Annotated in this window: 16 protein-coding genes and 1 pseudogene; 6 read left to right on the top strand and 11 right to left on the bottom strand. The window is 71.8% G+C overall.

Going from position 1 to position 12,824, the window contains the following annotated elements; translation table 11 throughout:
* Window positions 1-18: 18 nt before the first annotated feature.
* Complete coding sequence (locus EAO70_RS16075) at window positions 19-1,353, top strand: hypothetical protein (protein ID WP_148003662.1); 1,335 nt, start codon at window positions 19-21, stop codon at window positions 1,351-1,353.
* On the opposite strand, the gene EAO70_RS16070 is transcribed toward EAO70_RS16075, so the two are convergent.
* Window positions 1,341-2,327 carry an ATP-binding protein gene (locus EAO70_RS16070; RefSeq protein ID WP_148003661.1) on the bottom strand — a complete coding sequence of 329 codons (987 nt, stop codon included), beginning with the start codon at window positions 2,325-2,327 and terminating at the stop codon, window positions 1,341-1,343. The genes EAO70_RS16075 and EAO70_RS16070 overlap by 13 nt on opposite strands.
* 102 nt (window positions 2,328-2,429) lie before the next feature.
* Between EAO70_RS16070 and EAO70_RS16065 the strand changes: the two genes are divergently transcribed.
* Window positions 2,430-3,248, top strand: a complete 819-nt coding sequence (locus EAO70_RS16065; RefSeq protein ID WP_148003660.1) for an oxidoreductase — start codon at window positions 2,430-2,432, stop codon at window positions 3,246-3,248.
* 305 nt (window positions 3,249-3,553) lie between these two features.
* Here the strand turns inward: EAO70_RS16065 and EAO70_RS16060 are convergent, their stop codons facing one another.
* The gene (locus EAO70_RS16060) at window positions 3,554-4,417 is read right to left on the bottom strand and encodes an HAD family hydrolase (protein ID WP_148003659.1); all 864 of its coding nucleotides are present in this window, start codon (window positions 4,415-4,417) and stop codon (window positions 3,554-3,556) included.
* Between the two features lie 518 nt (window positions 4,418-4,935).
* Between EAO70_RS16060 and ssd the strand changes: the two genes are divergently transcribed.
* Window positions 4,936-6,039: a septum site-determining protein Ssd gene (ssd, locus tag EAO70_RS16055; RefSeq protein WP_148003703.1), complete on the top strand. Its 1,104-nt coding sequence runs from the start codon at window positions 4,936-4,938 to the stop codon at window positions 6,037-6,039.
* Window positions 6,036-6,659 (top strand): annotated as a pseudogene (locus EAO70_RS16050) (ATPase, T2SS/T4P/T4SS family); the annotation flags it as partial. The gene ssd and the pseudogene EAO70_RS16050, both read left to right, overlap by 4 nt.
* A gap of 125 nt (window positions 6,660-6,784) precedes the next feature.
* Here EAO70_RS16050 and EAO70_RS16045 read toward each other — a convergent pair.
* The 4 genes from EAO70_RS16045 to EAO70_RS16030 all read right to left on the bottom strand — a co-directional run bounded on the left by EAO70_RS16045 (window position 6,785) and on the right by EAO70_RS16030 (window position 8,478).
* The gene (locus tag EAO70_RS16045; protein ID WP_148003658.1) at window positions 6,785-6,994 is read right to left on the bottom strand and encodes a helix-turn-helix transcriptional regulator; all 210 of its coding nucleotides are present in this window, start codon (window positions 6,992-6,994) and stop codon (window positions 6,785-6,787) included.
* Window positions 6,995-7,108: 114 nt separating this feature from the next.
* Window positions 7,109-7,315, bottom strand: coding sequence for a hypothetical protein (locus EAO70_RS16040; protein ID WP_148003657.1), 207 nt, complete (start codon window positions 7,313-7,315; stop codon window positions 7,109-7,111).
* Between the two features lie 32 nt (window positions 7,316-7,347).
* Window positions 7,348-7,878 carry a glycine-rich domain-containing protein gene (locus tag EAO70_RS16035; protein WP_148003656.1) on the bottom strand — a complete coding sequence of 177 codons (531 nt, stop codon included), beginning with the start codon at window positions 7,876-7,878 and terminating at the stop codon, window positions 7,348-7,350.
* Window positions 7,879-8,016: 138 nt separating this feature from the next.
* The gene (locus EAO70_RS16030; RefSeq protein WP_148003655.1) at window positions 8,017-8,478 is read right to left on the bottom strand and encodes a hypothetical protein; all 462 of its coding nucleotides are present in this window, start codon (window positions 8,476-8,478) and stop codon (window positions 8,017-8,019) included.
* 178 nt (window positions 8,479-8,656) lie between these two features.
* Here EAO70_RS16030 and EAO70_RS16025 point away from each other — a divergent pair, with 178 nt between their 5' ends.
* Entirely contained in the window at window positions 8,657-9,898 is a 1,242-nt protein-coding gene (locus EAO70_RS16025) for a Twin-arginine translocation pathway signal (protein WP_148003654.1), read from the top strand.
* Window position 9,899: 1 nt separating this feature from the next.
* Window positions 9,900-10,214: a 4a-hydroxytetrahydrobiopterin dehydratase gene (locus EAO70_RS16020; RefSeq protein ID WP_148003653.1), complete on the top strand. Its 315-nt coding sequence runs from the start codon at window positions 9,900-9,902 to the stop codon at window positions 10,212-10,214.
* A 67-nt stretch (window positions 10,215-10,281) separates the two neighbouring features.
* On the opposite strand, the gene EAO70_RS16015 is transcribed toward EAO70_RS16020, so the two are convergent.
* From EAO70_RS16015 to EAO70_RS15995, 5 genes are all read right to left on the bottom strand, one after another.
* Window positions 10,282-10,653 (bottom strand): hypothetical protein, encoded by a 372-nt coding sequence (locus tag EAO70_RS16015; protein WP_148003652.1) that lies wholly within the window; start codon window positions 10,651-10,653, stop codon window positions 10,282-10,284.
* Entirely contained in the window at window positions 10,650-11,078 is a 429-nt protein-coding gene (locus tag EAO70_RS16010) for a hypothetical protein (RefSeq protein WP_148003651.1), read from the bottom strand. Before EAO70_RS16010 ends, EAO70_RS16015 begins: the two co-directional genes overlap by 4 nt.
* Window positions 11,075-11,341 (bottom strand): hypothetical protein, encoded by a 267-nt coding sequence (locus EAO70_RS16005; RefSeq protein ID WP_148003650.1) that lies wholly within the window; start codon window positions 11,339-11,341, stop codon window positions 11,075-11,077. The genes EAO70_RS16010 and EAO70_RS16005 overlap by 4 nt, the downstream gene beginning before the upstream one ends.
* A 2-nt stretch (window positions 11,342-11,343) precedes the next feature.
* On the bottom strand, window positions 11,344-12,228 hold the full coding sequence (locus tag EAO70_RS16000; protein WP_187283912.1) for an N-acetylmuramoyl-L-alanine amidase: 885 nt from the start codon (window positions 12,226-12,228) through the stop codon (window positions 11,344-11,346).
* A 63-nt stretch (window positions 12,229-12,291) separates the two neighbouring features.
* Window positions 12,292-12,798, bottom strand: a complete 507-nt coding sequence (locus EAO70_RS15995) for a hypothetical protein (protein ID WP_148003648.1) — start codon at window positions 12,796-12,798, stop codon at window positions 12,292-12,294.
* Window positions 12,799-12,824 lie beyond the last annotated feature (26 nt).

Below are 12,824 nucleotides of genomic sequence, written 5' to 3'. Positions count from 1 at the left end.
CCGAGGAGAGGTGCGCGCATGACAGCCGCCGGGAGAAGGACCACTGCCCAGAGGAAGGCGCTCGCCGCCGGTGCCCTCGCCGTCGCCCTGATCGGCGGCCTCGCCGGCTGCTCGGGCTCCGACGGCACGGCCGCGAAGAGCGAGCCGGGCGGTGCGGGCGCCAAGAAGGACCCCGCCGCCGCCCCGCAGAACGCGGTCCGTCTGATCGGCGACGGCTCCACCGCCTTCACCGGTGCCCAGCCCCACCAGCCCGTCTGGCAGCGCCTCAAGCCGGGCGAGACCCCGCCGCAGTTCGTCGTCTTCTCCTGGGACGGCGCCGGCGAGGACAGCCAGAAGCTGTTCTCCCACTTCCGCGAGGTCGGCAAGAAGTACGACGCGACCATGACGTACTTCCTCAGCGGCGTGTACCTGCTGCCCGAGGAGAAGCGGGACCTCTACGACCCGCCCCAGCACAGCGCCGGCCGCTCCGACATCGGCTTCAACGACACCGAGGGCATCCGCGCCACCGTCCGCGAACTGCGCGGCGCGTGGCAGGACGGCAACGAGATCGGCACCCACTTCAACGGCCACTTCTGCGGCGCCGACGGCGGTGTCGGCACCTGGTCCGTCGAGGAGTGGAAGAGCGAGATCAAGCAGGCCAAGTCCTTCGTCAAGAACTGGAAGACCAACGCGGGGCTGCGCGCCGAGCAGCCGCTTCCCTTCGACTACGACAAGGAACTGGTCGGCGCCCGCACCCCCTGCCTCGAAGGCCGGACGAACTTCGTCCAGGCCGCCGCGCAGCTGGGCTTCCGCTACGACACGAGCGGCGTCAACGACCACATCTGGCCCAAGAAGGACCTGGGCCTGTGGGACCTGTCGCTCCAGCTCGTGCCGGTCCCGGGCCGGGCCTTCCAGACCCTGTCCATGGACTACAACTTCATGGTCAACCAGTCCCCGGGCACGACCCAGGGCGACCCGTCCCAGCGCGAGCACTGGGGCGACCAGATGCGGGACGGCCTGGTGCAGGCCTTCGAGCGCTCCTACCGGGGCAACCGCGCGCCGCTGATCATCGGCAACCACTTCGAGTCCTGGAACGGCGGCGTCTACATGCGCGCCATCGAGGAGACCATCGCCACGGTCTGCGTCCAGAAGGACGTCAAGTGCGTGTCGTTCCGGCAGCTCGCCGACTGGCTCGACGCCCAAGACCCCGACGTCGTCGCCAAGATGCGCACCCTGAAGGTCGGCGAGGCCCCGGCGGCCGGCTGGAAGGCCTTCCTCGCCCCCCAGCCGGCGAAGCTCCCGGCCGCCGCGGGAGCCACGGCCGCCGGCGCACCCGCCGCCGCCCGCCCCGGCGACGGACCTCAGACGGGCTGAACCGCGCCGAGGCTCTCGGCGAGGACGAAATCGGGGTCGACCTGGGCAGCCAGGTCGGCCCCCGTCTTCTCGTTGCCCCAGCTCTCCGCGTTCCGCAGGTGGAAGTGGACCATCTGGCGGGTGTAGCGGTCCCAGTCGCGGTCGGCGTACGAGTCGTCCGCCGCGTCCTGGAGCGCCTGGAGCGACATCCGGTTCTCGGCCTCCAGGAGCTCGAAGCGGGCCGGGCGGCCCTTCTCCATGGCCCGGACCCAGTCCGAGTGGCCCACCGTCACCAGCAGGTCGTCGCCGACCTCCCCGCGCAGGAAGTCCAGGTCGTCCTGGCCCTGCACCTTGTTCCCGACGACCTTGAGCGCCACGCCGAAGTCCCGCGCGTACTCCTTGTACTGGCGGTACACCGAGACGCCCTTCCGGGTCGGCTCGGCCACCAGGAAGGTCATGTCGAAACGGGTGAAGAGCCCGGAGGCGAAGGAGTCCGAACCGGCGGTCATGTCGACGACCACGTACTCGTCGGGGCCGTCGACCAGATGGTTCAGGCAGAGCTCCACCGCGCCGACCTTGGAGTGGTAGCAGGAGACCCCGAGGTCCGACTCCGTGAACGGACCGGTCGCCATCAGCCGGATCTCACCGTCGTCCAGCGTCACCGGCCGCGCACAGGCCTCGTAGACCGGGTTCTCCTCGCTGACCCGCAGCAGCCGCGAGCCCTCCCCCGGCGGCGTCGTCTTGATCATCGTGTCGGCGGAGGCGATCCGCGGGTTGCTGCCCCGCAGGTACTCCTTGATCAGGGGCAGCTGCGCCCCCATCGCGGGCAGCGCGGCGGCCTCCGCGTCGGGCAGGCCGAGCGCGGCGCCCAGGTGCTGGTTGATGTCGGCGTCCACGGCGACGACCGGGGCTTCGTTGGCGGCGAGGTGACGGATGAAGAGCGAGGACAGCGTGGTCTTGCCGCTGCCGCCCTTCCCCACGAAAGCGATCTTCATGTTCACCTAGCGTAGTGGCATGAACGCGCCGCGTGGTCGCGATGCGTGAAGAAGACCACTCCATCGTGGGGTCGGCCGCCCGGGCGCGTAGCCTCGCTACCTATGAGTACGCACGCCTCTGACCCCTTGGCCGCCCTCGGTTCCCTGCCGGGCGTCGCCGACGCGGTGGACTCCGTACGCAAGGCCGTCGACCGGGTCTACGGCCACCGCGTGATGCGCCGCCGCAGCAACGAGATCTCCTCCGAGGCGGCCCTGCGCGGCGCGCGCGGCTCCGCCGCCCTGTCCGGCGCCGACTGGGCCCTGGAAGAGGTACGCCGCCGCACCGACTTCGGCGCCGACGCCGAGGCCCGCACCGTCGGCGCCGCCCTGCGCCTCGGCGCCGAGGCCGGGCAGCTGCTCTCCATCTGGCGCCAGTCGCCGCTGCGGGTCCTCGCCCGCCTCCACCTCGTCGCCGAGGGCGACCAGGGCGACTCGGTGGGCCGGCCCCGGCTGGACGGCGAGACCGTGGACGAACCGCTGGTCACCACCCCGCTTCCGACGCCCGCCGAGGTCGGCGGACGGCTCGACGGCCTGGCGGAACTGATCGTCGCGGGCGGTGAGGCCCCCGCGCTGGTGACGGCCGCCGTCGTCCACGGCGAGCTGCTGGCCCTGCGCCCCTTCACCTCGTACAACGGGCTGGTCGCGCGGGCCGCCGAGCGGATCGCGCTGGTCGGCAGCGGGCTCGACCCCAAGGCGATCTGCCCGGCGGAGGTCGGCCACGCGGAGCAGGGGCGGGCCGCGTACCTCGCCGCGTTCGAGGGCTATCTGACGGGGACCCCGGAGGGCGTGGGCGGCTGGATCGCGCACTGCGGCCGTTCGGTCGAGCTCGGCGTCCGCGAGTCAACCGCGGTCTGCGAGGCGCTCCAGCGCGGCGCGGCCTGAGTCACCGGGCCCGGAACGGGTTGCGGCGGTACCCGTTCAGGTACCGCCGCTGGCACGTCCACCGAGTTACCAAGCGTCCTCGAATATGTGCCCATCAGGCCGGGAACTTTGCCCGTGGCCTGGTGCGGCTGGCCCGTAATCGACGGGTCGACGTCGCGTGGGTGCTCGGTTTCTGTGCTAGGTCCGTGGGGCCTTGATGCTCAACAGGTGATCCTCTCGGATGTCCTCGGTCTCGCGGGCCTGATTCCTTTCTACTCCTGTCGGAGTGGAAGCGAAAGTGCTGGATTCACTTCTCTGCGTATTGCTCAAACGCGGGCAAAGCCATCGGCGAGCCGAGGGGCTCCCGCCGCCCGGCGACGGGCGGCGTACCAGACGAGTCCCGCGCCCACGGCCGCCGCTCCCACCGCCGCCGCGGCGACGAGCGCGGGGCGGGGAGGCATACGGAACTCGGGCAGCCGCTGCTTGAGCCGCACCGGCTTCTCGAAGGCGAGGACGGGCCATTCGCGCGCCGTGGCCTCGCGGCGCAGCGCCCGGTCCGGGTTGACGGCGTACGGGTTGCCGACGGCCTCCAGCATGGGGATGTCGGTCGCCGAGTCGCTGTACGCGTAGCAGCGGGAGAGGTCGTAGCCCTCGGACCTCGCGAGGTCGCGGACGGCTTCGGCCTTGGTCGGCCCGTAGGCGTAGTACTCCACCTCGCCGGTGAAGCAGCCGTCCTCGCCGACCACCATTCGGGTGGCGACGACCCGGTCGGCGCCGAGCATCTCGCCGATCGGCTCGACGACCTCGGCGCCGGAGGTCGAGACGATCACCACGTCCCGGCCGGCGGCGTGGTGTTCCTCGATGAGCGAGGCGGCCTCGTCGTAGATGATCGGGTCGATCAGGTCGTGAAGGGTCTCGGCGACGAGCTCCTTCACCTGGGCCACGTTCCAGCCTTTGCAGAGCGCGGAAAGATATTCGCGCATCCGCTCCATCTGGTCGTGATCGGCCCCACCTGCCAGGAAGACGAACTGGATGTAGGCCGTCCGCAGGGCGGCACGGCGGCTGATCAGTCCGCCCCGGTAGAAGGACTTGCTGAAGGTCAGCGTCGAGGACTTCGCAATGACCGTCTTGTCCAGGTCAAAGAAGGCGGCTGTGCGCGGCAAGGAGTGGTTTTCCACAAGCCTGAGCATAGGTGCCCGCCATTCGGCGTACGCTGGGGCGCGTGGGTTTGCCTGAGAAGGCTCTCGGGTACACCATGGAAGTCACGGATCGTTCGCGACCGTGCTAACCCGGTCCGGCTCCTCCCCCCCCGAGCCGGCCGGAAAGACGACCCCCGCTCTCCCCCCCGGCGGGGGTCGTCGCATGTCCGGAGCCGTTTCGGCGCTGTGGGACATCGCCCCTCCTTCCTTCCGGCCGTCGTCCGGCCCTCGTCCGACGCCGTGCCGGATGCCTCGATTCCTCACCCACAGTAACCGGCGGGCTGCGTTCCAGGCAGTCCCCGCAGGGGTGACGAAGTTATTCACAGGGCTTGGGATATCCCCAGTTCTCCAACAAGATCACCAGGATTTCCGGTTCGGCCCCACGGTGATTCCTGTCGCGAAGTTCGCGAACGGCAGGAATCACGAGAGGGGTGTGTGTCGTGGAGGCAACCAGGACTTCCCGGGCCGGGCGTATCGGGCGGAGCCCGGCGCCGGGCGGGGCGGACCGGATTCCGGCGCCGGACGGCCCGGACGGGGCCGGGGCACGGGGGCCGCGCCGCACGGGCCCGCTGATCGTCACCGAGGATCTCGGACTGCTCGACGACCTGCTGCGGCTGTGCGCCGCGGCCGGAGTCGATCCCGAGGTGGACCACCGGGTGCCGGAGCGGCGCGCGGGCTGGACCGACCCGCCGCTCGTCCTGGTCGGCGACGATGTCGCGGCACGGTGCCGGGGCGCCGCGCGCCGCCCGGGGACCGTTCTCGTCGGGCGGGACCGGGACGACCCGGAGGTGTGGCGGCTCGCCGTCGAGATCGGGGCCGAGTGCGTCCTGCGGCTGCCGGACGCCGAGGGCGTCCTCGTCGACCGCATCGCCGACGCGGCCGAGGGGGTGSGCCGCCCGGCGCTCACCGTCGGGGTCGTCGGCGGCCGGGGAGGCGCGGGCGCCTCCACCCTGGCCTGCGGCCTCGCGCTGGCCGCCGCGCGAGCCGGGCGGCGCACCCTGCTCGTCGACGGCGACGCCCTGGGCGGGGGACTGGACGTGTTGCTCGGCGGTGAGCGCGAGGAGGGCAGACGATGGCCCGACTTCGCCGCCTCGAAGGGGCGGCTCGCCGGCGGCGCCCTGGAGGAGTCCCTGCCCTCCGTGCGGGGCGTCCGGGTGCTCAGCTGGGGCCGGGAGCCTGCGGCACCGGTGCCGCCCGAGGCCGTGCGGTCCGTGCTCGCGGCGGCCCGCCGCCGGGGCGGGGTCGTCGTGGTCGACCTGCCACGCGGCGCCGACCCGGCCGCCGTCGAGGCCCACGCCCAGCTGGACCTCGGACTGCTCGTCGTGCCCGGCGAGTTGAGGGCCGTCGCCGCCGCCCACCGCGTGGTGTCCAGCCTCGCGACGGGGGTGCGGGACCTGCGGGCCGTGGTCCGCGGGCCGTACCTGGCCGGGCTCGACGAACGGTGGGTCGCCGACGCGCTCCGGCTGCCACTCACGGGTGAACTACCCTACGACCCGGGGATCGTGGCCGACCAGGACGCGGGCGTGCCGCCGGGCGCCGAGCCGCGCGGCCCGCTCGGCCGGTTCTGCGACGCCTTCTGGGCGCGCGCCCTCGCTCCCGGCGGTGCGGCGTGACCGGCGGCCCGGCCGGGGGTGCCGGACTGCTCGACGCCGTGCGGCAGCGGCTCGCGGCCAGCGGCTCCGAGCCCACTCCGGCGCGCGTCGCGGCAGCCCTCCGGGCACAGGGGCGCCTCTTGGGCGACGCCGAAGTGCTCGGTGTCGCGGAGGAGTTGCGCTGCGAACTGATCGGCACCGGCCCCCTCGAACCGCTCCTCGCCGACCCGGCCGTCACCGACGTCCTGGTCTCCGCACCCGACCGGGTGTGGGTGGACCGAGGCACCGGCCTGGAGCGGGCTCCGGTCTCCTTCACCGACGCCGCCGCCGTGCGCAGGCTCGCTCAGCGGCTCGCGGCGGTGGCCGGACGCCGTCTCGACGACGCCCGGCCCTGGGTGGACGCGCGCCTGCCCGACGGCACGCGGATGCACGCGGTGCTGCCGCCGGTGGCCGTCGGCTCCACCTGCCTGTCCCTCCGGGTGGTCCGCCCGCGCGCCTTCACCCTGGACGAACTCGCGGCGGCGGGCACGGTGCCACCGGGCGGCGCCCCCGTCCTGCGCGCACTGATCGACGCCCGGGTGTCCTACCTGGTCAGCGGCGGCACAGGCACGGGGAACCCCAAGACCTGTTCAGGACACCTCTAGACCTGGATCACTTTATGGGTGCTCATAGAGTGATGCGGCGGGCCTCTGAACTGCATGTTTCCCGGCTCCGGGAACTGATATCGCTTTCGCCTTGGAATCGAAGGCGCATGCTCGAAGCCACATCAGGAGCTGGTCGCGCGCTGGGCGAGAGGGTCATTCGCGACCTTGGCCGCCAGCCAGGCTTCCACTTCGGCGACCGGATACAGCACCTCTCGGCCCGCACGAAACCCCCTTGGCCCCTTACCTCTGTGTCGCATCATGCTGATCGCAGCCGGTGTTTTGCGGAGGAGGACGGCGAGCTCGGCCGTCTTCATAAGCTCTTCAGCGGTCATGGATGAGGGCTGCCCCAGTAATCCGCTAGCTCTCCACCCTCCAGGCTGGTTTCGGAACGAGGAAACGCGAACGCCCCGGCCGGAGACGGTCCGGCCGGGGCGGTTGTTGGGCAACTAGCGTGCGATGACGAACCCGCGCTGAGGCTGCCTGCGCAAGGCGGCGGCCGCAGCGGCGAGGGTGACCTCCGTGATGTCCTGGCCAGCGTCGTCCACGACCTGCCAGGGGCCCGCCTGATTCCGCGGGTCCTTCGGTGTGAGGTTCCCGGGGATCCCGTACTGGCGCATCGCGTCGTGCAGTGACGAGACCTCGCTGGCATCCATCGCGCTCTCCCTACGTCGGCAGGCTGCCGAGCCTAGTCGTCGCCGCCCCCGCCGTGGGTCGCGCAGTTCCCGGGGTTGATCGGGCCGCAGCCGCCGGGCGGGGTGTGCCGGACCACGCCGACCAGCTGTCCGACGCGGCCGGTCCAGAGCTCCGGGTCGGGGGTGTAGCCGGCCTGCTCGATCAGGGCCACGGTGCGGGTGATGACGTCCGGGTCGCGGCGGGCCGCTTCCGGGCGCTCGGGGTAGTGGTGGACGGTGCGGCCGAGGCGGCTGCACAGGGTGGCGTACAGGTGGGTGTGGAGGATGAGGGCGTGCCAGCCCTCGTCGACCTCCTTCGTGGGGGAGATCGGGGCCGTGGGGAAGAGCGACGCGGCCACGACGAACTTGAGGGCCTCCTCGACGATCCGCCCGGCATACGAGGCGTCCCAGCCGGGGTTGTCGTCGAGGACGGTGTGCATCACGCCGTTGAACGCCGCGTCGCTGAGGAGGGAGCGGACGGCCGGCGGGTTGCCGGGCTCGGGGCTGGCGGAGCAGGGTGTGGGGTTGCCGGTCGTGCAGGCCATGGGGTCCTCCTGGTGGTGGATGTCCGATGGTGCAGGGCCCGCCCCGCGGGGGCGGGAGTCAGTGGGCGATGCCGACGACGAGGGTCGCGAGCATGCCGAGGGTGATCAGGCAGTAGAGCGTCTGGCGCTGCCACTCCTTCACGGGGACGACGGGGTGAGCGGGGGCAGCCCAGGGCGGCCGATGTAAGGCGCGCGGCCCTCCGTCGTTTCGCGGTGCTCCCGTAGGGCCGTGACCATGCTGCGGGCGACCACGGCGAGCTGTCGGGCGTAGGACCACGTGCCGAGGGGGCCGTCGCCGGGCCCGTCCTGCTGGAGCTGCGCCCAGTCCCTGAGGGCGCCCCGTCCGCGAACCGGGCGCTCGTCGGCGGGGATGGTCTCGATGCCGACCGTCAGGCCGGCGCACTGCGTGAGGAGCCTGTCCGTCAGCTGTGCGAGTTCCAGAGTGCCGATGGTGTCCTGCATGGTGAGGGCCTGGTGGACGGTCTTCATGGCCTCGTCCTCGGCGTGCTTCTCCAGGGGCGTGGCGATCTGGAGGAGCGCGGCGCCCAGGTCTGCGGTGGGCTCCGCCTCTACGTTGCTCCGCTCGTCCTGTTCCCGCATCGGCTGCTCCGTCCGTCAGTTCGGCCAGGGGGATTTCCGCAGTTCGCGGTACGCCCGGCTCGTCTACGGCTGATGATGAGTCAGCACCGCTCCGCGCAGATAGGCCATCGAGTGGCCACGCATGGCCACGTCGCGGCCACGGCCCTGAGGGACCGCGATGACACCTCACACTGGCGGTATGAGCCGTAACGACGCCCTCCGAGCCGCACGCTTGAAGGCTGGCTGGCGGTCGGCCGAGGCCGCGGCCGAAGGGCTCCAGGCCCACGGGCAGCGCCTCCTCGACGACGCACACTTCACCCTGTCGGCGAGAACGTGGCGCCGCTGGGAAGGCCCGCGCCCCGGATGGCCGTCGGACGAGACCGCGCTCGTCCTCCACGACGCGCTCGGCCGGTGGCCAGAGGATCTCGGCTTCACCACCCCGCCGGGCTGGATCCGGCCCGAGCACCACGAAGAGACCACCGTGCAGAACACCAGCTTCCTCGCCGTCACTGCCGCGGCCCTCGTCCCAGGGCCCACCGCTACGCAGCACGTCGACCCTGGGCTCGTCGACTACTTCCAGTCCCAGCTGGAGGGCCACTACCGGGCCGACATGCTCCTCGGCCCCCACGACCTCATCGGCACCCTTGGCCCGCAATACCAGCTCATCGACAAGCTCACCCGCAGCGCTACCGGCGAGACCCGCCGCGGCCTCCTCCGCGTCGGTGCCGCCTACGCCGCGCTCGTCGGCTGGCTCTACCAGGACGCCGGCGATCTCTCCGCCGCAGCTTTCTGGCGGGGGATCACGCAGGAGATAGCGCTCCGGGCCCGCGACCCGCACCTCATCGGCTATGCCATGGTCAACTCGGCGCAGGTCCGCACCGACCTTGGCGACGGGGCCGGCGTCGTCGACCTGTGCGAGGCCGCCCTCGACGACGACCGCGTCGTCCCGAAGATCCGGGTCATGGCCATGCAGCAGCAGGCCCACGGCGCCAGCCTCCTGCACGACCGCGGCACGGTGGACCGGCTCATCGACGAAGCCGACCGGCTCCTGCCCCGGGTCAACGACGACCTGCCCTGGGGCAACGCGTGCCGCCGGACACCGGGCTACCTGGAGGTACAGCGCGCGACCTGCTACGGCCGGCTCGGGCTCGGCGCCGAGGCGAGCGACCTGTGGTCGCAGGTGCTCGACGTCGTCCCGGCGACTGCGCGACGAGACCGCGGCGTCTACATGGCGCGGCACGCAACGGCAGCCGCCACCGCGAGGCAGCCGGAGCAGGCAGTGGAGATCGCCCGGGACGTCGCGGCGATCGCGGTCGAGACCCGGTCCGCGCGGATGCGCCGCGAACTGGCCACCCTGGAGCGGGCGATGCGGCCGTGGCAGGATGCCCCGGTCGGGCGAGACCTCGCCGAGGCCCTCGCGCCCGTGACCGAGGGGAGCTGACATGGGTGTGCCGGAGCCGCTGACCGAGGCGGAGATCGAGGCAGCGCTGGCCGCTGTGCCGGAGTGGGACCGTGAGGGAGAGACGATCAGCCGCACCTACCCGATCCGATACCACGCCGCCGTGGCCGCCATCGTGACGATTGCGGACCGGTCGCGCCGGGTGCAGCACCATGCCGACCTGGACCTGCGCATGGACCACCTGCGCGCGTCCATCACCACACACGACGCCGGGTACCGGCTGACAGCTGCGGACTTCGACCTCGCCCAGCGCATCGACGCCATCGTCGCTGCACACCAGGCACTCCCCTTGGACTGACCCCAGGCACGACGAMACYGCCCCCTCCCGCCCGAAGGCGAGAGGGGGCAGTGTCGTCGTGCCTGGGTCAGTCGATCGAGTAAGGCACGAGCTCCTGGGGGATCTCCTCGGCGGGCTCCCCGCGGGCGATGAGCCGGCGGTTCGCCTGGCGGATGATCCGCATGGCCTGCCGGAGGAGACGTTCGAGCGCGCCGACCCGAACGGTCTGCCGCTCGACGAGCTCCGTCAGATGGTCAACCTTGTGCTCCAGTGTGTTGATCTTCCCGTTGAAGTGGGACCAGATCTCCGGCGACACCTCCAGCGCGCCGTCCTTGTCGGCCTCCGGTGCTGCCACCGTCACGGCGGGGGCGTCTGACCGGGGCCCCGCCTTCGCCGTGTAGATCGCGCCGAGTAGCCCTGCCGCCGCCACCAGGACCGTGTACAAGTTGTCGCCGTTCACGGGCGCCCCTCCCTATCCCCCCTGACCTCGGGCCACCCGTTCACCCGGCGGATCACGTAGGCCAGACACCCCCACGTCACCGCCGAGGTCCACGCCTGCGCGAAGGACCCCGTCAGCCAGGCGATCAGGTTGGCCCCGGCCCAGCCGATCGGCGGCAGGATTGCCGCCGCGTACCCCCACGTGTCGCGCGTGGCCCGGACCTCCCAGGCCATGGCCAGCGCGCACAGTCCGCAGGCCATCCACAGGCCGCCCCAGACCGCCATCGGTGCCACGTGCGTGAGCACTCCGACGCCGCGCACGATCCCGAAGCGGGGGTCCAGGACTAGCCCGAGCCCGTACAGCAGCTCCAGGACCCCGAAGCCCAGGAGCACGCTGCCGCGGCGGCCGAGCCTGGCCCGCAGCAACTCGGCCGCCGTCACGCTCACACCCCCTTGGCCAGGCTCGCCGAGTTGGTGACCGACCGCCAGCGGGCGATGAGCCCCTTCACGAGCGCGAGGCTCGCGGCGACCCCGGCCATGCCGGCGGCCTCCCACATGCTGAGGTCGAACGGGCGCGTGACGACGACGGCGCCCAGCCCGGCCTGGAGGCCGGTGGACACGACGCGCTCGGCGAGGTCCCGGACGTAGGTCTTGCCGGTCTTGATGACGGTCTCGGCGTCGGGCATGTCGATCGAGTGGGGCACGGACATGTCTACTTCTCCTTCTGGGCGTTGAGCAGGGCGACGAGCTTCTTGAGGTCCGCCGCGATGGCCTGAACAGTGGTGTAGGTGCCGGTGATGTAGCCGTACACGTCCGGGATCCGGCGGCCGGTCTTCTTCACCGAGGCCTCGTCGGCCTTCTTGTTGCGGTAGCCGAGCATCGCGAGCGCGATGCGGGCGAGATCCGATGTGGGCAGTGCCACGGGCTTCTCCTCCGGGGTGGGCCTCGGCGTGACCGGAGGCGGGGTGGTGGGTGGCTTGTCGCCGGGGTTCCAGGACGCCGGGTGCCGCAGGCGCTCCGCGACGTCCTCGCGGAAGGTGTCCATGGGGATGCGGGGGTCCAGCGGCTTCCGGCGGGTGGCTTCCTTGTGGGCCCAGACGGAGTCGGCGGACCAGCCGTGGAAGCGGCAGCGGGCGGCCTGGACGCGGACGGCGACGTCGTACTGGACCTTTGGCCACGGTCGATCCGCGGCCCCGGAGTTCTCGCACTCCAGGCCGTAGCTGACTGCGTTGCCGTCGAGCTCGTCCGGGCCGGGCGCCGGGTGGTTGTCCTGCTCATTCAGCACCGCGTTGTACGCGTTGCGGGCGACCCGGCCGGCGTGGTTCGCGCGCCCGTTGCCGACGAGGTACAGGCGCCCGGACCGGGCGAGGAAGTCGTGGCACAGCGGCCCGGGGAGCTCGCTGTTGCCGCTGTAGCACCAGGCGGGCAGGCCGGAGCCCTCCCCGGCGGTGTGGTGGACCATCGTGGCGTGCACGTCGCCCCAGGGCCCGACGCTGTTGCGGTTGTGGGTGCGCCAGCCGGGCATCTCGACGATGTCGGTGACGCCCTCCGCACGAAGGGCGTCGAGCCACTCGTCGGCGGTCATCGGTACGGCCATGAGGCCTCCAGACATGGAGAAAGCCCCGGCCAGGTGGCGCGGGGCGAGCGGTGGTGAGGCGGGTCAGACGGTCTCGTAGGTGACGGAGGCGGCAAGGAAGTTAGTCGACGCACCAACCCAGGCATGCGGCTGGGACGTGGACCAGTCCGTGGCAGCAGCGTGCGAGTAGGCCCGAGCGACCGCGCTGCCCTTCGCAACGAAGATCGCACCGGTGTACCAGGCGGTGGCGGAGTGCCCTCGTGCGGTGCCGATGTAGCCGAAGGAGGACGATGAGCCCGACGGCGACGCGGCGGTGAACGGAAGCGACCAGCCCCAGGCGCCAGTGCCGAAAGTTGTGGTCGTGCCCATGACCTGCTCCCAGGTCGCGGTGCACATCTTGCCGATGACCTTGTACCGGTGGAACAGGCTTCCGTTGCCGAGCGCCGGCGCGGTACCGGTGGCCGTCCAGTTCGGGGTGTAGCTGATCCACGGAGCGATCAGATCGTTGAACTGGTCGCGGAGTTCCGCATTCAGCGTGGCCGCGACGACGACCTCGCCAACGACCCAGGTGCGGGGGACTGCGAGTGCCATGGGTCAGGCCTCCAGGGTGGGTCGGG

Origin of the sequence: Streptomyces sp. adm13(2018) (assembly GCF_008042145.1) — a bacterium.
Taxonomy (GTDB): Bacteria; Actinomycetota; Actinomycetes; order Streptomycetales; family Streptomycetaceae; genus Streptomyces.
Note: the sequence above shows the minus strand (reverse complement) of the source record. Positions and strands in the feature narration are given on the sequence as shown.

Coding starts and splice junctions, on each gene's coding strand:
- EAO70_RS16075 (WP_148003662.1), top strand. CDS start 19: ATGACAGCCGCCGGGAGAAGGACCACTGCCCAGAGGAAGGCGCTCGCC.
- EAO70_RS16070 (WP_148003661.1), bottom strand. CDS start 2,327: ATGAAGATCGCTTTCGTGGGGAAGGGCGGCAGCGGCAAGACCACGCTG.
- EAO70_RS16065 (WP_148003660.1), top strand. CDS start 2,430: ATGAGTACGCACGCCTCTGACCCCTTGGCCGCCCTCGGTTCCCTGCCG.
- EAO70_RS16060 (WP_148003659.1), bottom strand. CDS start 4,417: ATGCTCAGGCTTGTGGAAAACCACTCCTTGCCGCGCACAGCCGCCTTC.
- EAO70_RS16045 (WP_148003658.1), bottom strand. CDS start 6,994: ATGACCGCTGAAGAGCTTATGAAGACGGCCGAGCTCGCCGTCCTCCTC.
- EAO70_RS16040 (WP_148003657.1), bottom strand. CDS start 7,315: ATGGATGCCAGCGAGGTCTCGTCACTGCACGACGCGATGCGCCAGTAC.
- EAO70_RS16035 (WP_148003656.1), bottom strand. CDS start 7,878: ATGGCCTGCACGACCGGCAACCCCACACCCTGCTCCGCCAGCCCCGAG.
- EAO70_RS16030 (WP_148003655.1), bottom strand. CDS start 8,478: ATGCGGGAACAGGACGAGCGGAGCAACGTAGAGGCGGAGCCCACCGCA.
- EAO70_RS16025 (WP_148003654.1), top strand. CDS start 8,657: ATGAGCCGTAACGACGCCCTCCGAGCCGCACGCTTGAAGGCTGGCTGG.
- EAO70_RS16020 (WP_148003653.1), top strand. CDS start 9,900: ATGGGTGTGCCGGAGCCGCTGACCGAGGCGGAGATCGAGGCAGCGCTG.
- EAO70_RS16005 (WP_148003650.1), bottom strand. CDS start 11,341: ATGTCCGTGCCCCACTCGATCGACATGCCCGACGCCGAGACCGTCATC.
- EAO70_RS16000 (WP_187283912.1), bottom strand. CDS start 12,228: ATGGCCGTACCGATGACCGCCGACGAGTGGCTCGACGCCCTTCGTGCG.
- EAO70_RS15995 (WP_148003648.1), bottom strand. CDS start 12,798: ATGGCACTCGCAGTCCCCCGCACCTGGGTCGTTGGCGAGGTCGTCGTC.